The following is a 17,546-nucleotide window of genomic DNA, read 5'->3' on the forward strand; positions in this document are numbered from 1 at the left end:
TCCGGACCTATGAACGTCTATAGACGCCTCTTGGGGTATTCCTTCAAGTATAAATACAGATTAATCACCGGGGTCGTACTATCCTTTTTTGTATCCATACTCAATGGAGCCTCTCTCACTAGCGTTATTCCGATTTTCAACGCGATTGGAAAAGGTGGAAAAGCTGACTTTCAAATTACACTCACTAAAAAAGAAAGTATCGCATTAAAAGATAGGGAAGAAGGAAAAGAATTAGAAGCTATCCAAAAAATAGAGGCTCTTGTCGCAGATATAAAGATCAAGACCAACTTTTATCTAACCACTCTTCCTAAAGATCAGCTCGTTTTAATTTTTTGTTTATTCATATTTCCGATCTATCTAGCAAAACTTTTATTCTTAACAGGTGCAGTTTATTGTATTAACTCGGGCGGCTATTTAGCGGTACGAGATTTGCGATTAGAACTTTATTCTAAAGCTCAAGAACTTCCGCTCAATCATTTCGTTCAGGAGAAGACCGGGATCTTCATGAGCCGCATCGTTAACGATGTGGAAGTTTTGGCCAAACTGATCAGCTCTGATCTGAAAGATGCGGTCGTGGACTTTTTCTATATCATCACACATTTGCTCATTCTTCTTTTCTTAAGTTGGGAAATGTTCCTCGCAGTTTTAGTTGTTGTCCCGTTGATCATGGGCCCGGTAACTTCTTTTGCGGATAGGATCAGAAAAGCGACTCGCAATCAGCAAGAAAGATTATCCTCATTAAACGGACATTTGCAGGAAGTGATCTCAGGTATCCGAGTCATCCGCGCATTCTCCATGGAAAAAACGGAAGCGGGAAGATTTTGGGAGATCAATAACGATCTTTCCGACAAAACATTTAAGGGACATTTTTATCATCAGATCGGTCCTTCTTTGGTAGAACTTTCCAGCTCTATAGTTGCAGTGATCTTCTTAGCTTTCGGCGCTTATTTGATCGAACTCGATAAATTGACCTTAGGTCATTTTATGATCTTCTTCTTAACTTTGGTATTCTTAACTAGACCATTCAAACAAATGGGAATGTTATCCAACTCCATTCAAAGTGCCGTGGCAGCAGGAACCAGAGTTTTTGAAATGTTGGATAGTGAAACGGATGTTAAAAACCCTCCGAACCCTATTTATCCAAAAAGACTTTCTAAAGAATTAAAATTCGATTCGGTCGGATACACTTATCCAGGTGCAAAAAGCCCTGCTCTTTCCGATTTAAATCTTTCCATACAAAAGGGATCCACAGTTGCGTTAGTCGGCTCTTCCGGAGCGGGAAAATCCACATTGGTGGATCTTGTGCCAAGATTGATCGATCCAAGCGAAGGCTCTATTACTTGGGATGGAACCGATCTCAGAAATTTGGACCTTGCTTCTTTAAGAAAAAAGATCTCCATCGTGAACCAACAGGTATTCCTATTCAACGGAAGTATCCGAGAGAATATCTGCTACGGAACCGAAAACGTTACGGAAGAAAGAATGAGAGAAGTTTCAGAACTCGCATTTGCAACTGACTTCATCCTATCTTTCGAAGATGGTTTCGATACGGTAGTGGGAGAAAGAGGGGTGATGTTGTCCGGCGGTCAAAGACAAAGGATCTCCATCGCAAGAGCATTATTGAATAATCCTGAGATCCTGATCTTGGACGAAGCGACTTCTGCTCTGGATACGGAATCAGAAAGAGTAGTACAACAAGCACTCGAATCATTATACAAAAATAGAACCGTTATCATCATCGCTCATAGACTTTCTACAGTCCAGATCGCAGATACTATTTTTACTATGGAAGGCGGGAAGGTAGTAGAATCAGGATCCCACTCAGAGTTGATCCGCTTAGATGGAAAGTATAAGAAATTATACGAGATGCAATTCGCAGAATCTCCGGTTTAATAGAAGATGATTTCTTTTGGAAAGATCCTATTTTTTCCGATCCTATTTATACTCTGTCTGATCTATAAGATCTTATTCTTTTTAGATAGAAGTTTTAAAAAAAAGAGAACCCTTCCTTCTTCCATTACGATCAGTGTAGGGAATTTTAGTGTGGGTGGAACAGGCAAAACACCTTTTACACTTCATCTAGCAAAATTACTTCATTCTAATTTTCCGAATATTCCAATCGTAATCTTAAGCAGAGGATACGGCTCTTCCGGAAAAGGAACCAGAAAAGTAACCGAAAACTCTTCTCCTGTTGAAATTGGAGACGAACCTCTCCTTTTAAAAAAGAATCTTCCATTTGCGGAAGTATATGTAGGAAGTAATCGGTATGATTCTTATGTACAATTCAGATCGGAAAACAAAATACCGAATGACCAAAAGGTATTTGTATTGTTGGATGATGGATTCCAACACCATGCTTTAAATAGAGATTTGGATCTAGTTTTATTAGATTGTACCAAACTTTCCAAAAAGGAATTTGTACTTCCTTTAGGCTTATTAAGAGAATCTTATACTTCCGTATCCAGAGCAAATTTTTTGATCGCTTCCAAGTTTTCAGAAGAATATGAAGGCCCACTTTCTGAATGGATCCAAAAATATAAACCTTCTCAAACATTAAAATTTAGATTCTCTCCCAAGAAACTCATTCCACTTTCTTTCGGTGCCTCAGAAGTTTCTGTAAAAGAATTATCCGGAAAATCAGTCTTTGGCTTTGCAGGTTTGGGAAATCCGGACTCGTTTTATTCTTCTTTAAAAGATCAAAATCCATCCGAGCTAAGAACCAAATCCTATCCGGATCATTATTCTTATACAAAGGAAGATCTAACTCAGATTTCCGAAAAATCTTCCGCCCAAGATTATATTATCTGCACGGAAAAAGACGGAGTAAAGATCACTTCGCTTATTGGAACCGACAAGAATTTTTCTAAATGGTTTTATCTCAGATTAGAAACCGTTCTGGAAAACGAATCCGAACTTTTACGATCTGTCCGCAACTTCGTTTAATCGAATAAAAAGACTTTTTCTTTCCCCAAAAAATAGTATGATTCTTTACTCTTTCCTATTTTTATGTAGGAAAATAGTGAATGGAAATAAATTTTTAACTAATATTTTATACAATGAATGAAGAAGGTTGAATGAAATCCAAGATTCTATTTCTATTCTTATTATTCCTACCGGCGGTTCTAGTTGCAGAATCCCAAACCGTATATTTACGTAACGGCCAAATATTACATGGGGATGTCACCAACCAAACTGCGACCCATATCGATATAAAATTACAAAACGGGGAAACGAAACGTATTCAAAAGGAAACTATCCTTAGGATCGCCTATAGAGAACCTCAAAAGGAAGAGCCTAAAAAAGTCGAACCTACAGTACCGATCGAAAAGCAGGAACCCAAAAAACAAGAACCGGATATTGTTTCCCCTCCTCCGGTGATTAAAGAAGCAAAAAGAGTGGTTAGAAGTCCATTAGAAAGACATTATATAGACTTTTATTTAGGAGCAGGGAATGGGACCTTCTCTCCACAAACCATAGATTTTTATTATAAGTACCAAAATATCAGAAGTTTACTCATAGATGCGACTCCTTTCTTTTTAGCCGGCGGCCCGAAACGTAATGCTGGCACATCCGTATCTGGAGGGATTAATTATAAGTTTAAAAAATTCTCCTTTGAAGCAGGAGGAATGCAAACCAATACTTCTACTAGTTCAAAAAATATAGGCCCGGAAGCAGAACCGATTTTAGTCTATGGATCTTATCCTGAAGAAATGAAGGCAGCTTTTTTCAAAGCGTCTTATTCCGCATTTTCAAAATCCAATTTCGAGTTATATCCGAGTGTAGGTTATATTCGAACTTGGAATAGGACGAAAGACTCACAATCGCAGGTCTTTCAAGCAGATAGCGTGGCCGGGAAATCCAATTTCCAAGCTTCTGAAAGTTTAAGTGGAACTTCCGTTGGAGTTGGCTTTGCATATTTATTCGGATCTAAATTCGAAATAAGACCTGAATTTGAATCCTTAACCATGAAAGGTTCTCAGTCCATCCACCAAGATTACACAGCTGTATCTTTAAGCCCTCCTAACGTACTATTTGTATTACCTGCAGATTACAGTTTTGATTGGAAAGCAAAAGGAGCACACACCTCATTAAAGTTGAGTTATTTTTGGAAAATGGGAATCGGATTTTTTATCAAATATGATTCTTATCAATGGAATTATTCCCTACAAGGTGGAAATTTTCCGATTACACTTTCTTTAGATTCCGATCCGCCTACTTTGTCCGAACTAATAGGTTGGAATCTCGGCCAAAAACTCCTAGCCCAAACTATAAATGCCACAAGTAAGGCGACTTCGATACAATTCGGAGTTTCCAAAACCTTGAACTTCGGACCCGAGGAAAATTATTAACCGAAGTATTTTCACTAGTGTAGTATTTGTTATACGATAGGCACTCTTAGTTTTCAGGCATGTCAATTTATTGCTTGAATCTTGTTTTCATTCCAAGGATTCTTTCCCAGAATTCAAAACTGAATGGGATCGGGTCAGGAATGCGAAGACTAAAAAATAAAATTAGAGCGGCAATCTTTTTCGGATGTATGATCCTCGCGCTAACTTCTGTCCATCCAAACGATCAAGTCATCTATATGAAAGATGGAAGAGTGATCACCGCTGAGATCGTTTCCCAAACTGCGTTCGATATGGTAATCAAATTGCAGGACGGCTCTACTAAAAAGATCTCAAAACAAGATGTCAAACGGGTTGCTTTTAAAGAAGCAAAAACCCCGGAACCTAAAGACAAAACCCCTGCTGAACCTCCTACACCAACTCCGGAAGAAATTGCAAAACAACAGGAAGAAGATTCCAAAAAACAAGCCGCCTTAGATGAAAAGGCAGAAAAAAGAAAAAAACAGATCGAAGAAGCAAAACGAAATCGTATAGATATTTCTTTAGGAGCCGGATCTGGAACTGTCAACTTTCAAGGAGCAAATTTTTACGATAATGTGATCGCAGTCGGAAGTAGCTTAGGCCAAGACAGCGGTAAATTCGAATTCCCAATCGAACCTAAACCTAAAAGTGGAAAGGCAAGATCTTTCGAAATTAGATATTCTTGGAACAGATTTGTAGGAGAAGTGGGAGCAAGTTCAATAACGTCTACTGCAACCCAAAATATTATCGGAGTAGACGGTCCGACCAGTGGAACATTCCCGAAATTAATCAATGGCAATTACGATGTTTCCATGAAACATGTTTATGGAAATTTTTCCTACTCAGTGTATCCACATCCTAAATATGATATACGTCCAGTCATCGGATATCACCAGTTCTGGACAAAAACAGAAAATTCAAATGCAATAGCATTCGGAGCAGGAGTTGCTCCTTTATTTACCGACCAGTATTTTGGAACAGATCCCACTTCGATTGCAGAAGGTTTAAAAGGTTATTCTTACGGGGTCCAATACGATATAAAATTCGAAAAGTTCGAGATCCGCACCGGATTACATATTCTACAGATGAAAGGTTTTGGAACTTATGATCGACAACTGAATGCATACGCACCAGTAAGTAATCAAACTCAATCAGAAGATATAGATGTGTACAATAAATGGGTCGCAAAAGGAGCGATCATTGATCTAAAATTTCTGTACCCTTGGAAATATGGAGTCAGCTTCTGGATGGGACTAAATAGTATGAGTTGGAAGTATACTATGTCAGAGACCGCTTTGGCCGTAGGTAATGCAGATTCTTCCGGAGTGGATCCTCAAAGTTATATACTAGGAAAATTATTGTTCGAATCCCTGATCGGCCCTGGATCACTCAAAGAAACAAAGGCAACAACAATCCAAATCGGGGCTACTTATTCGTACGACTTTAACAAATAAAATCGTCTAATATTTCCGATATGTTTTATCTGAAACGAATTTTCGTTTTAAGCTTAGTTGCACTTATTCCAATAAATATCTTTTCTGAAATACAATATGTTTACATGAAAGATGGAAGAATTTTAAAAGGAGAAGTTCTCCATCAAAGTGCATTCAAAATCAGATTTAAAAGTGAAGAAGGAAAAGAAGAAGAAATACTAAAATCTACAATCCGAAGAATTACATTCAAAAATCCTGGGGTAAAAGAAATTCCTAAACAAGAAAAGATCGAAACCCCTACTCCTTTGCTCGAAACAAAATTAAAAGCAGAAGAGCCAAAACCTTCTCAAGAAAAAGCCACCTCTATTCTATCTAATCGCCATAGTTTTGAAATTCTGGGAGGAATAGGAAAAAGTAGTTATGAAAGTCAGGTAGCCAACTTCCACAGAAATGTGGAACAATATGGTACGATTTTAGGAGGAAACGGCGGATTTTTTTATAATTCTCCGGATCGAAAAGATTCAAACGCAAAAACTATTAACCTAAGATATACTTGGAAACGTTTTGTAGGAGAACTTGGCGGATCTCATCTCAACTCTCTTGAATCAGTAAACAATTTCGGAACTATAGTATATCCGGATCTTTCCGGAGCAACAACAGTTACACAAGCTGCATTTACACCGGGCGTCCCCTATCATACGATCAGTTACAAACAATTAAACGTCCAATTTTCCTACACGGCATATTCTAGGTCCGGATTAGAAATCAGACCTATATTAGGTTATTATAAAGTCTGGCAGAAAGGAAAAGATGATTCCACTTACGAAATTTCTCCAAAAGATCCGGGAAATACGGACGCAATAGATTGGACCATAAAGTATGGAACCAGTTTTAGTGATTATTTGAGCGGCCCTTCCGTGGGAGCTGCGCTTGAATACAAATGGAAAGAGAAATGGGAAACCAGGTGGGAATTTCAAAAACAATTTTTACAGGGAAATTCGATCTATACTAGAGACCAGATCGCTTATCTTGTAGGAAGTTTTTTCGAAGAAAGAGCAGCATTGAATAACCAATGGAAAGTAAACTCCCAATCTATTTCAGGAAAGTTAGTCTACCATTGGAGGGATTCAGTCTTCTTTTGGTCAGGATTCCAATATTCTAAACTCACTTATAAAATGGAACATTTGGGAGGAGATTTGGATTTAAATGGAAGTCCTTTCGAAGCTTATATAAACACGGTATTGATCCAATCTTTAACCCAAGGACTTGCGGGAAATTCTACAGCAAAAGCGATCTTTGTAGGAGCCGGATATTCTTTAGACTTCTCCAAAAAAGAAGCTCAATGAGATAAACCGCAAGCAAAACAATCTTTACGTCTAGTTGTAGAGATAGTCCTGAATTCCATAAATTTAGAATCTACTTGTAAAATTCTGCCGAACAAACCTGAATCTCTCTCGGAATCACTTAATATAAATTGAATACTTTCTGTGGCTTGAATTGTGCCTATCATTCCTGCCATACTACCAATCACTCCCGCATCCGCACAGGAAGGTACATACTCCGGAGGTGGGGGATTTTCATAAACACATCTAAAACATGCGTCTTTTCCTGGGCGAACTCCCATCACCATTCCTTCAAAACGAAGCACACCTGCGGTGATAAATGGGATCCTCTTCTCTATACAGATATCATTCACAAGAAACTTAGTATCGAAATTATCGGAACCTTCTAAAACTAAGTCGGACCCGTTCAGTAGATCTTTTGCATTTTCTCTATTAAGTCTAGCCTGTATACCTTCTACCCTTATATAAGGATTTAAAGATCTAAGGTTTTCTGAAGAAGCTTCTGATTTGGATCTTCCTATATCAGAATGTTTGAATATGATTTGTCTTTGTAGATTAGTGGTTTCGACGATATCGGAGTCTATGATCCGGATATTTCCTAGTCCGGCAGCCCCTAAATACAACAAAGCCGGAGATCCAAGACCCCCGGCTCCGATTACCGTTACTACGGATTTTTTGAGTTTTTCCTGACCTGCGCGCTTAACTTCGTTTAGAAGAATATTCCTGGAATAGCGACTCAGTTCTTCCGGACTCAACACCGAAAAGGATTAACCCTTCAGTTTTTTAGTGAGAACGTTTAAGAAATCGGAAACAAACTCATCGGATCTACGGTTTTTATCCGCAAACTCAAGAGCTTCTTTCGCGGCATCTTCTGCTTTCTCATTTTTGATAACGATGTTTAGGATAGAAACAAGAGCAGTGTAAACGATATCTCCGTTATCGGAGCTGATCACTTTGTTTTTCAAAGCGATAGTGGAATCACCTGCTTCTCCGATTTGACCCAGAGCAATCCCTGCAGGAACTGCAACTTTAGGATCGTTTGTACGGTTCAGAAGGTTGATCAATTCCGGAATTGCGGATTTTTCTTTTTTATCTCCCAAATAAAGAGACGCTTCGATTTTTTCCTGATCGGATCCGCTGGAAAGTGCCTTAATATGATCTTCCGTACTTTTTTCGGCAGAAACCGAAACGGTAAAAATAAGAGTGGCGAGTATTGCGAGCGTAATGGCGCTTTTTTTCATGATCTCCTCCTGTAACCGAGGAATCTTCCCTCGGGAGCCAAGATCGTCAACCCAAATAAATGGTTCGTAGGAATCGATCGGGCTTTTGATGATGGATTCGGAATGCAATTCAGTCTTCCAGAAATCCGTCCCAAAGAATGGATCCATAGAATAAAGGAGGAATTTTTTCCTCCTAGGATCCTGGATAAGTATGTATTCTCAGAGTTTGTAAAAATATTTATCGGGGCTTTGATCACTTTAGGATTTTTGGCCCTTATGTCTTCCTATAGCGATATCAAGGGGGACATGGCTTCCTCAAAAGGTGGAAAGATCCACGGTTGGCTTTTCATTTTATTCCGACTTCCCCAGATGCTCATTCAATACATCATGAACATCGCTATATTATTCTCGGTATCTTTCACTGTGGGACAGTTTTCGGCGAACAAAGAATTGGTCGCAATGATGGCTGCAGGTATCTCTTTCAGAAGAATTGTAGCTCCAATCGTTGCATTCAGTTGTGTACTCTGGTTTGCGGCATTCTTCTTAAAACAAACGGTCGTTGCCCCCTTAAACGCGAGAGCAAACGAAGAACATAAAATGTTAAAAGAAGGAGACCTGAACACTTTAGTTGGAGTGGTCTACCAAAAACATTTTAAAGGCCAAGAAGGTTTTTATTATATCTACTACTACGATACCAAGGAAGAAGAGATCAAAGGTGGATTCAATTATATCTGTCTGACAAAGGAACAAACTCCTGATTATCTTTTAGTAGCACAAAAAGCAAAGTTCGACTTTCAAAAAGAAGTTTGGATCTTAAAAGGTGTAGAAGAAACCAAATTCGACGATGAACTACAAGTAGTCTCCGTTCAAAAGTTTACGGAAAAAGAATACACTCTTCCGGAAAAGCCCGACTATTTTAAAAAGTTAAAAGGTTCAGTAGAAGAGATGAATTTTTTTGAACTTTCGGAAGAAAAGGAAAATCGTATCCGAAAAGGTTTATCGTATGGAGATGTGGATATAGCAAAACATACATTGTTTGCGGAACCTTTGCTTATTGTGGTCTTAACTTTGGTAGGTTGTGCCAGCGGATTTTTCACCAAAAGAATGGCGATTGTTTCTTCCTTAGGAGTGAGCATCGGAGTAGCACTTCTTTATATGATCATGGACCCTTCTTTCAAATCATTGGGAGAAAACGAAGTCATTCCTATTTGGCTAGCAAGTTGGATCACACCTTTACTTTTCCTATCAGGGCTTTACGTAATTTATAAAAGGCTAAAAGTCTGACCTAAAATAAAAAAGCCCCCTATGAGGAGGCTTTAAGAATCCCTTCAGAAAAAAAGAATTCTATTAAATATTATTTTCCACCTTTAGGTGTAACAGTCGCTTTCGGTACGATCACTCTTATATTATTCTTTTGGATCTTATATCCTCCGGAAACAGTAATGATCCCTTTGAATAGATCGGAAGTATCGGTAATTTTTGCCATGAACCAGCTTCCAGTCCTAGCTTCTTCCTTGGATTCAGGAGCTCTGTATCCGTCTTCCGTTCCCATATCAAACATGATTACTTTTACTCCCAGCTTCAGATCCTTATCCGTAGCGAGTCGGGTCATGTAAAAGTTTTTGGTCCAATACTTCTTACCGTCAGTCACTTGTAGGAATTCCCCTTCTCCTTTTGTTTTGGTGGCAGAAGCGGGAGTCATTTCCTTAGCGATATATACGTTGATATAAGTTTGGTCGTTATATTCTTCCCTGGAAACGAAAAAGTCGTCCGGTTGGATGTAATGATCATCCTCTTCTGCAAACAAACCTGTCGGTAACATGCTGAGACAAAACGCAACGATCGCCATCACTCTAAATACATTTCTGTTTTTCATTCCTAAACTCCGTGAAACCTATCCATTCACCGAAATAATTTCGGCGGTGAATAATTTATTGCATATTAAAGATCGCTCCCTTTTAGTCAAGGCTTCCAGAAGAATGACTCGGTTTGTTTTTTGTAAAGTTTTCGATTCTACTGATCCGATTTTTTTGATCAGGCAGTCTTTAATCGTAAAAAAATGGATAGATTACTTTTCCGAAAAGGGCTAACAATCCCTTAAACCGATCCTATATAGAAACTTTAAAAAATATTAACATAGATCAATCCCGGTCTTTAAAATTTTATTTTACTTAGGCCACTAAACATAAATAGTCTTTATATGAAAAATTCCGGGAAAAAAGATTTGAAAGATCCGGTCTTCGAAACTAAAAAGCTCGGCAAAATTTACGATATGGGCCAAGTGAAGGTCCCGGCTTTGACAGATATCAACGTTCGATTTTTCCGGTCCGAATTTTCAGTTCTATTAGGGCCTAGCGGTAGCGGAAAATCCACCCTATTGAATATATTGGGCGGATTAGATTCTCCCAGTTCCGGAGAGGTACTTTTTAATAAACGACCTTTGCGTGGGGACCAAGACGCAGACCTTACCGAATTCAGAAGGAAATACGTGGGATTCGTATTCCAATTTTATAATTTGATCCCCAGCTTAACTGCAGAAGAAAACGTAAAACTCGTTACCGATATCTCCGATAATCCGATGTCTTCTTCGGATGCATTAGAATTAGTCGGCCTTACGGAAAGAAAAGACCATTTTCCTTCTCAACTTTCCGGAGGAGAACAACAAAGGGTCGCAATCGCAAGAGCAATTGCCAAACGCCCTGAAATACTTCTTTGCGACGAACCTACGGGAGCCCTGGATTTTCAGACAGGAAAGATCGTATTGGATGCGATCTCTAAGATCAACAGAGAGTTAGGCACGACCACAATTATAATTACACATAATGTAAGTATCACTTCTATCGCGGATAGGGTCGTCGAAATGAGGGACGGGTTGATAATCTCCGATAAACAAAACCCGAAAAAAACCTCCACAGAGAGTCTTCATTGGTAAAGATCCTAGACAAAAAAGTCCTTAGGGAGTTGCTCGCCTGGAAGTCCCAGGCCTTGACAATCACATTAGTGATCGCTTCCGGGATTACGGTCTATTTAACCTCCTTAAGCGCTTACGATTCACTTCTCGTTTCCAGAAATAATTTTTATGCGGAATACTCACTCTCTCAAGGATTCGTTTCGCTTCATAAGGCGCCTGAATCTATAATTTTAGATATTTCTAAAATACCCGGAATATCCTACGCGGAAGGAAGGATCATCAAAGATATAGTTCTGGATTTCGAATCCGAATCTATTCCAAGCGGAGGACGAATAGTCACCTTAACGGAAGGTCTGAACCGATTAGCAGTCTTGCAAGGAAGATTGCCTAGGGAAAAGGACGAAACCGTGATTAGCGAGGCATTCTCCTTAGCAAATCGATTAGCTCCGGGCTCCAAACTTACCGCACTTTTAGAAGGAAAGAGAAAGATACTAACAGTCTCAGGGATCGCACTTTCGCCTGAATATGTTTACGTTTTTCGGCCAGGGGGATTCTTGCCCGACGATAAACATTATGGCATCTTATGGATGAAGAAAGAAAGTGTAGAAGAGATCTTCGATATGAACGAAGCAGTAAACGATATTGTATTCGATTTTGCTCCCAATGCAAAGAAGAGCTCAGTGTTAAAGGAAGTAGATCTAAAGTTGAACATATATGGAGGACTAGGCTCTTACGATAGAGACAAACTTCCGTCCCATTCCTTTCTGAGAGATGAATTCAAACAATTAAGAACTACTGCATTCTCCATTCCGATGGTATTTTTGGGAGTAGCAGCCTTCCTGCTCCATATAGTCTCTTCCAGAATGATCTCCAAGCAGAGGGAACAGATCGCCACTCTAAAAGCGCTTGGATACGGGAACAGAAGTATCGCATTCCATTATTTAAAAATAATATTATTCGTCTGTATTCTAGGTTCAATTTTAGGGATCCTATTCGGATATTATTTAGGGACCCAGATGGTGGATCTATACGGGGACTATTATAGATTTCCTAACTTAAAATTCTTATTCGACCCTAGATTGGTGATCCAAGCGGTGTTGATCGGTATAATTTCAGGTATGGCGGGTTCTTTATTATCTATCCGAAAAGCCACTTCTCTCCAACCTGCCCAAGCAATGAGACCTCCTTCTCCGGAAAATTTTTCTAAAAGTTTCTTGGAGGAATATTGGAAGGATCTTCCTGTAATTTATAGGATCGCAATACGAAATCTGATCAGAAGGCCAGGAAGAACAGTTTTATTCGTATTAGGAGTTTCTTCTTCCGCAATGATCATGATCCTGGGTTTGTTTTCCAGGGATACGATGAATTCTATTATTAAAATACAATTCGAGGATCTGCAAAGGGATACGGTTACATTAAATTTTCAGAATGCGATTTCTTCCGATTCCATCTTTGACATAAAGAAGAAGGAAGGAGTCTTATTGGCGGAAGGATATAGATCCGTTCCTATCCGCATCCGTTACGGAAATTCCAGCAAAGAAATCGTTCTGACAGGAATGCCTAAAGGTTCATCTCTCAGAAGATTGATAAATGAAAGAGGACAAAACGTTCCTGTCCCGGAGGACGGGGTCTTGTTAAATTCCGGTTTAGCGGAAAAATTCGGAATCCATAAGGGAGATAAATTACAACTTGAAGTATTGGAAGGACAAAGGATCAAAACAGAAGTAGAAGTAACCGGGATCATTAACGAAATATTAGGACAAGGAGCCTACAAAGAGATCCAATCTCTAAACAGACTTTTAAGAGAAGGAGATCAGATAAATACGGTTGCACTTTGGACGGACTCCTCCAAAGAAGAATCCTTATTGAACGAATTAAAATCCTACCCTAAGATATCCGGAGTTTCTACCCGCAGCAAAACCTTAAAAATATTCTATGAATTGATGTCTAAAAGTGTATTAGCTACCTCTTTAATCATAATGATTTTTGCATGTATTATTTCCGTGGGAGTGGTTTATAATACCGCATTAATCTCTCTTTCCGAAAGAGCATTCGAATTAGGTAGTCTTAGGATCTTAGGTTTTACAAAAACGGAAGTTTTCATCATATTATCCGGAGAATTGACCATCGTAATCCTAGCCTCTTTACCTTTGGGATGTTTACTCGGCTATTTTTCAGGACACGCTATATTGAGCACCGTCGAAACGGAAGGGTTCAAGATACCGTTATTCATTGCTCCGAAAACGTACGTAATTTCCATCTTTACAGTATTGGTTACTTCTTTATTTAGTTTCTGGATACTTTACGTTAAAATAAAATCATTGGATCTGATCTCCGTATTAAAGGTAAGAGAATAAAATGCAACTTAAGGAAATCCTATTAAACTTATATTCCAACAAAATAGCCCGTATCTCCACTGCCTGTATTTTAGTTATCCTTGCTGGCTGGTGGATCTTCAGACCTAAACCTGTACAAGTTGATATTGGAAAGGTAGTAAAAGGAACTTACCAACAAATCGTGGAGGAGGAAGGTATCTCAAGGGTAAAGGAAAAATTCACCCTCTTCTCCCCAGTAAACGGCGTGCTACAAAGATTAGAAAAACATGTAGGTGAAAAAGTAGATAAAGGCGAAACAGTTGCAGTCGTACGTTGGGATTATGATAGAAAAATAAAGTCTCCCATCTCGGGAAGTATTCTATCCATCCAAAGAGAAAGTGAAGGTCCTATCTCTATGGGAGCACCGATCTTGGATATAGGAAATACTTCTTCTCTTGAAATCGTATGCGATATCCTTACGCAAGATAGTACTCATATTCATCCGGGAGATCCGGTCCTGATTGAAGGATGGGGAGGAGAACCTTTTCAGGGAAAAGTCAGATTGATAGAGCCGGCAGCATTCACTAAAATTTCATCCTTAGGCGTGGAAGAACAAAGAGTCAGGACTATTATAGATATAACCCCTCCTTCTCAGATGGGAGATTCTTTCCGGGTTCAAACCAAAATTATATCCTTTAGCAAAGATAACGTGCTGATCCTACCTACAGCGGCATTATTTCGAGAAGGAGAGAACTGGGCTGTTTTTAAAGTAGTGAAAGGTAAGGCACAGAAGACTAACGTTAAGATAGAAGCAAGAAGTGGAAAGTCTTCCCTCGTAACGGAGGGCTTACAAGAAGGAGAAGAAGTGGTTCTTTATCCTACGGAAGAAATACAGAACGGTAAAAGGGTCAAATAACTCAACTTTACCTATTCGGATTTTTTTATAAAAAAACTGAATATTTTGAAAAAAATTCATTGGTTCCCTAAAGTTTGACCGATACTTAGTACAGATATGCCTAGGGAGTAACCGCTTAGATGCGACATAAACTCTTTGGAAAATGAAGAATCGGGTTTATCTACCGATTTTTCCAAGAGTCGCCGGATACGCCGAAAGGAGGGTAAAGAACATGGACGTTCAACTTACGAATCTAGTCTCATCAGCAGAGAAACTTCTCCGCGACAAGAGATCTTCCGTTCCAGGAAAGACGGGAGTACCCTCGGAAGCCCAAAACGCAGCCGACAAAACCGAGTTCTCTAGCAGCTTAACCTCTAGATACTTGAAAGTTCAAGAAACCTTGGGGAACCTCCAAGAACAACTTTCTAAAGAACAAATGAAACTCGGAGTATTGAGCGAAGCTAAGAGCACACCTAAAGAGGAATTGATCAATGTCCTTTTTGGAGAAACTCCTTTGTTCAGAGAATTGGTAGAAAATCCAAATCAGGATCTAAACCAATTGAGAGAACAGGTCCAAGTGAAAAAGGACCAACTAATGGATTCTATACGCAAATACGAAGTGGAATCCGAAAATGTACTCTCCGTCGGAATGCTTAAGAACCCTGAAAATTTCCGGAAATCGATCGAAAACCTTTCCGGCAAAGATATTCAGATGAAGCAGCTATCCGAGAAAACGATAGAAAGACTGATCCAAGATTAAAAAGCTCTTGCGGGCCCGGATCTTAAAACGATGCTGTGGCTGCAATGGCGCTTAAACTCCGGATCTTATTAGTATTACTTCTTCCTCCATTGTATTTTTCTTTGGTCGCTCAGACCTCAGATCCATATCACTATATTCTAATCACATCAGGCGTGTTAAACGTTAGAGAGGCTCCCGAAAACGGAAAGATCATCTTTACGTTAAACAGGGGAAATAAGGTCAAAATCCTTCCGGACGAAACAAAGGGTCCAATTGATTGGGCTAAGATCAAATCCGAAGACGGTAGAACAGGTTTTGTTTCTAGAAAATATTTAGGGCTCACACCACCGGACACATTAGATGAATATAAACTGATTGGATTTGTTTGGTCCGGATATGATCCGAAGGATCTTCCAATTTTTGTTCCACTTGCATTCTTCAGTCCAAAAGGTTGGCAGGAAGCAAAAGACGAATACGAATTCGATTATAAATTCAGAAGTGGTGTGAATACTTCTCTTCCTTCTTTTTCATTATTAGAAGGAGACAAGGGTCCTTCCTTTTCCGCTGCCTCACCGACTACATACGGATGCCAAGAATTCCCTGCTTTAAAAGTAAAACCTGCAGGAGACATTAAGGCCAAGAAAGATTGGTTGGTATATTCTCCTGATCTAAAGCTGCAATCCATCCCACTCCAAGAATTACCTAAAACGGATGCCGATTATACTCTTTTCAAAAACTTAGCAGAAACAACTTGGAAGGCGAAAGGATATCCTGAAACGGAATGGCTTCATTCTACAATGGAAGAAGTGTATTCTTTCAAAAATAATAAAAAGGAAACCTTTATTTCAGGCAGGATCGCTTATCATAAAAAAGGCGCAGAAAGAAGATATCTTTACCTATTAGGGCGCAAGTTCGGAACGGACAGGATTTTGATCTCGTACGAAAAGTCCGAAAAACTTACGGAAGAATTAGGATTTTACGGCGGTTCCTATCATTTGATCGGAGTCATCTATAGAGAAGAAGACCCGGTGCCTATATTATTATTTACTGATATAGGTTACGACTCTTCCATTAAATCCTTATATGAATTAAAGAATGGGACCTTGCAGTTATTATTAAAAGGTGCAGGGGACGCCTGCTGAGATTTTTATACTCCCGCAGCTAATACAAACAGCGGGAGTCCGATTTTTCTTAAACTTGAGAAAGTGCCGCCACCGGATAATCAGTGTATCCTTTTTCGCCAGGGGTATAAAAGAGAGAAGCATCCGGCTCTGCAAGAGGAATACCCTTCTCTAATCTTTCCACTAAATCCGGATTTGAAATAAAGTTACGACCGAACGCGATCAAATCAGCATTTTTTTCTTTCAGATCGGAATTTGCACGTTCCGAGTCATAACCTCCCGAAAGAATATAAGTCCCGTTCGGATTTTCAGATTTATATGATTCTCTAATCAAAACAACTGTGGAATCTTTAGGTGCAGGAGCTCCCATAGAGGAATGGTTCACGATATGGATATAAACCAATCCCAATTTTCCGAAAGATATCGCAAGGTCTTTGTATTGTTCTTCTATTTCATTATGAATTTCTAAATCGTTAAATACACCGTATGGAGAAAGTCTGATCGCTACTTTATCTGCACCGATCGCTTCTACAACTGCGGTGGCAACTTCTACAGCAAATCTATTTCTTTTTTTCCAATCTCCGCCGTATTCGTCGGTTCTATGATTTGCACTTGGATGTAAAAATTGTTCTATCAAATATCCATTGGCTCCATGAAGTTCCACTCCATCAAATCCTGCTTTGATCGCGTTCTCTGCAGCATTTACATATTCTCGGATAGCAACTTGGATATCTTTTGAGTTCATTTCTCTAGGGGGAGAATAAGGTTGGTTTCCTTCAGCATCGGTCCAAACAGTTCCCTTCAATCCAATTGCAGAAGGTCCTACTAATTCAGCACCTTTGGGAAGATTGAGATGATTCCCTACTCTTCCGGAATGCATAAGTTGTACGAAGATCCTACCTTGCTTCGCATGCACTGCATCCGTTACCTTCTTCCAACCCTGAACTTGCTCTTCTGAAAAAATTCCAGGGATCCTGGCATATCCTAAACCATTGGGAGAAGGAGAAACACCCTCCGTAATTTGTAAACCGGCACCTGCCCTTTGAGAATAATATTCCGCCATCAAATCGTTTGGAATATTTCCAATCGCTCTGGATCTGGTCATTGGGGCCATAACAGTTCTATTTTTTAGCTTATTCTTTCCTAACGTATATTCTGTAAATAATAGGTTCATTTCTTTCCTCGGATCTTAGACAGGGAAA

Annotated in this window: 15 protein-coding genes; 11 read left to right on the top strand and 4 right to left on the bottom strand. The window is 39.3% G+C overall.

Features of this window, described 5'->3' with window-relative positions; genetic code table 11:
• The first annotated feature begins 9 nt into the window (after positions 1–9).
• From EHO65_RS14335 to EHO65_RS14355, 5 genes are all read left to right on the top strand, one after another.
• Positions 10–1,893: an ABC transporter ATP-binding protein gene (locus EHO65_RS14335; protein ID WP_167482038.1), complete on the top strand. Its 1,884-nt coding sequence runs from the start codon at positions 10–12 to the stop codon at positions 1,891–1,893.
• A 6-nt stretch (positions 1,894–1,899) separates the two neighbouring features.
• Positions 1,900–2,943 (top strand): tetraacyldisaccharide 4'-kinase, encoded by a 1,044-nt coding sequence (gene lpxK / locus EHO65_RS14340; protein ID WP_135775272.1) that lies wholly within the window; start codon positions 1,900–1,902, stop codon positions 2,941–2,943.
• A gap of 131 nt (positions 2,944–3,074) precedes the next feature.
• Positions 3,075–4,349 (top strand): LA_0442/LA_0875 N-terminal domain-containing protein, encoded by a 1,275-nt coding sequence (locus EHO65_RS14345; RefSeq protein WP_135775273.1) that lies wholly within the window; start codon positions 3,075–3,077, stop codon positions 4,347–4,349.
• Positions 4,350–4,537: 188 nt separating this feature from the next.
• Positions 4,538–5,821 (top strand): LA_0442/LA_0875 N-terminal domain-containing protein, encoded by a 1,284-nt coding sequence (locus EHO65_RS14350; protein ID WP_244243541.1) that lies wholly within the window; start codon positions 4,538–4,540, stop codon positions 5,819–5,821.
• Between the two features lie 20 nt (positions 5,822–5,841).
• Positions 5,842–7,146 carry an LA_0442/LA_0875 N-terminal domain-containing protein gene (locus EHO65_RS14355; RefSeq protein ID WP_425269352.1) on the top strand — a complete coding sequence of 435 codons (1,305 nt, stop codon included), beginning with the start codon at positions 5,842–5,844 and terminating at the stop codon, positions 7,144–7,146.
• Here the strand turns inward: EHO65_RS14355 and EHO65_RS14360 are convergent.
• Together EHO65_RS14360 and EHO65_RS14365 are read right to left on the bottom strand one after the other, a co-directional pair.
• Positions 7,140–7,901 carry a HesA/MoeB/ThiF family protein gene (locus tag EHO65_RS14360; protein WP_135775276.1) on the bottom strand — a complete coding sequence of 254 codons (762 nt, stop codon included), beginning with the start codon at positions 7,899–7,901 and terminating at the stop codon, positions 7,140–7,142. The two genes, EHO65_RS14355 and EHO65_RS14360, sit on opposite strands and share 7 nt — an antisense overlap.
• Positions 7,902–7,910: 9 nt before the next feature.
• Complete coding sequence (locus tag EHO65_RS14365) at positions 7,911–8,384, bottom strand: HEAT repeat domain-containing protein (protein WP_135775277.1); 474 nt, start codon at positions 8,382–8,384, stop codon at positions 7,911–7,913.
• 102 nt (positions 8,385–8,486) lie between these two features.
• On the opposite strand from EHO65_RS14365, the gene EHO65_RS14370 reads away from it, so the two are divergent.
• Positions 8,487–9,647, top strand: coding sequence for an LptF/LptG family permease (locus EHO65_RS14370; protein ID WP_135775278.1), 1,161 nt, complete (start codon positions 8,487–8,489; stop codon positions 9,645–9,647).
• 70 nt (positions 9,648–9,717) lie between these two features.
• On the opposite strand, the gene EHO65_RS14375 is transcribed toward EHO65_RS14370, so the two are convergent.
• On the bottom strand, positions 9,718–10,239 hold the full coding sequence (locus tag EHO65_RS14375) for a hypothetical protein (protein WP_135775279.1): 522 nt from the start codon (positions 10,237–10,239) through the stop codon (positions 9,718–9,720).
• Positions 10,240–10,563: 324 nt separating this feature from the next.
• Between EHO65_RS14375 and EHO65_RS14380 the strand changes: the two genes are divergently transcribed.
• The 5 genes from EHO65_RS14380 to EHO65_RS14400 all read left to right on the top strand — a co-directional run bounded on the left by EHO65_RS14380 (position 10,564) and on the right by EHO65_RS14400 (position 16,365).
• Positions 10,564–11,295 (top strand): ABC transporter ATP-binding protein, encoded by a 732-nt coding sequence (locus EHO65_RS14380; protein WP_135775280.1) that lies wholly within the window; start codon positions 10,564–10,566, stop codon positions 11,293–11,295.
• Positions 11,289–13,631: an ABC transporter permease gene (locus tag EHO65_RS14385; RefSeq protein WP_135775281.1), complete on the top strand. Its 2,343-nt coding sequence runs from the start codon at positions 11,289–11,291 to the stop codon at positions 13,629–13,631. The genes EHO65_RS14380 and EHO65_RS14385 overlap by 7 nt, the downstream gene beginning before the upstream one ends.
• Before the next feature lies 1 nt (position 13,632).
• Positions 13,633–14,505 (top strand): efflux RND transporter periplasmic adaptor subunit, encoded by an 873-nt coding sequence (locus EHO65_RS14390; RefSeq protein WP_135775282.1) that lies wholly within the window; start codon positions 13,633–13,635, stop codon positions 14,503–14,505.
• Positions 14,506–14,716: 211 nt separating this feature from the next.
• Positions 14,717–15,244 (top strand): LIC10415 family protein, encoded by a 528-nt coding sequence (locus EHO65_RS14395; RefSeq protein ID WP_135775283.1) that lies wholly within the window; start codon positions 14,717–14,719, stop codon positions 15,242–15,244.
• A gap of 35 nt (positions 15,245–15,279) precedes the next feature.
• The gene (locus tag EHO65_RS14400) at positions 15,280–16,365 is read left to right on the top strand and encodes an SH3 domain-containing protein (protein WP_135775284.1); all 1,086 of its coding nucleotides are present in this window, start codon (positions 15,280–15,282) and stop codon (positions 16,363–16,365) included.
• Between the two features lie 49 nt (positions 16,366–16,414).
• Here EHO65_RS14400 and EHO65_RS14405 read toward each other — a convergent pair whose 3' ends face one another.
• The gene (locus EHO65_RS14405; RefSeq protein ID WP_135775285.1) at positions 16,415–17,518 is read right to left on the bottom strand and encodes an alkene reductase; all 1,104 of its coding nucleotides are present in this window, start codon (positions 17,516–17,518) and stop codon (positions 16,415–16,417) included.
• Between the last annotated feature and the right edge of the window lie 28 nt (positions 17,519–17,546).

This window comes from Leptospira andrefontaineae, assembly GCF_004770105.1.
Taxonomy (GTDB): Bacteria; Spirochaetota; Leptospiria; order Leptospirales; family Leptospiraceae; genus Leptospira_B; species Leptospira_B andrefontaineae.

What these genes read in the sequence shown, in the direction of transcription:
- EHO65_RS14335 (WP_167482038.1), top strand. Translation starts at nt 10, where the DNA reads ATGAACGTCTATAGACGCCTCTTGGGGTATTCCTTCAAGTATAAATAC.
- lpxK (WP_135775272.1), top strand. Translation starts at nt 1,900, where the DNA reads ATGATTTCTTTTGGAAAGATCCTATTTTTTCCGATCCTATTTATACTC.
- EHO65_RS14345 (WP_135775273.1), top strand. Translation starts at nt 3,075, where the DNA reads ATGAAATCCAAGATTCTATTTCTATTCTTATTATTCCTACCGGCGGTT.
- EHO65_RS14350 (WP_244243541.1), top strand. Translation starts at nt 4,538, where the DNA reads ATGATCCTCGCGCTAACTTCTGTCCATCCAAACGATCAAGTCATCTAT.
- EHO65_RS14355 (WP_425269352.1), top strand. Translation starts at nt 5,842, where the DNA reads ATGTTTTATCTGAAACGAATTTTCGTTTTAAGCTTAGTTGCACTTATT.
- EHO65_RS14365 (WP_135775277.1), bottom strand. Translation starts at nt 8,384, where the DNA reads ATGAAAAAAAGCGCCATTACGCTCGCAATACTCGCCACTCTTATTTTT.
- EHO65_RS14370 (WP_135775278.1), top strand. Translation starts at nt 8,487, where the DNA reads ATGCAATTCAGTCTTCCAGAAATCCGTCCCAAAGAATGGATCCATAGA.
- EHO65_RS14375 (WP_135775279.1), bottom strand. Translation starts at nt 10,239, where the DNA reads ATGAAAAACAGAAATGTATTTAGAGTGATGGCGATCGTTGCGTTTTGT.
- EHO65_RS14380 (WP_135775280.1), top strand. Translation starts at nt 10,564, where the DNA reads ATGAAAAATTCCGGGAAAAAAGATTTGAAAGATCCGGTCTTCGAAACT.
- EHO65_RS14390 (WP_135775282.1), top strand. Translation starts at nt 13,633, where the DNA reads ATGCAACTTAAGGAAATCCTATTAAACTTATATTCCAACAAAATAGCC.
- EHO65_RS14395 (WP_135775283.1), top strand. Translation starts at nt 14,717, where the DNA reads ATGGACGTTCAACTTACGAATCTAGTCTCATCAGCAGAGAAACTTCTC.
- EHO65_RS14405 (WP_135775285.1), bottom strand. Translation starts at nt 17,518, where the DNA reads ATGAACCTATTATTTACAGAATATACGTTAGGAAAGAATAAGCTAAAA.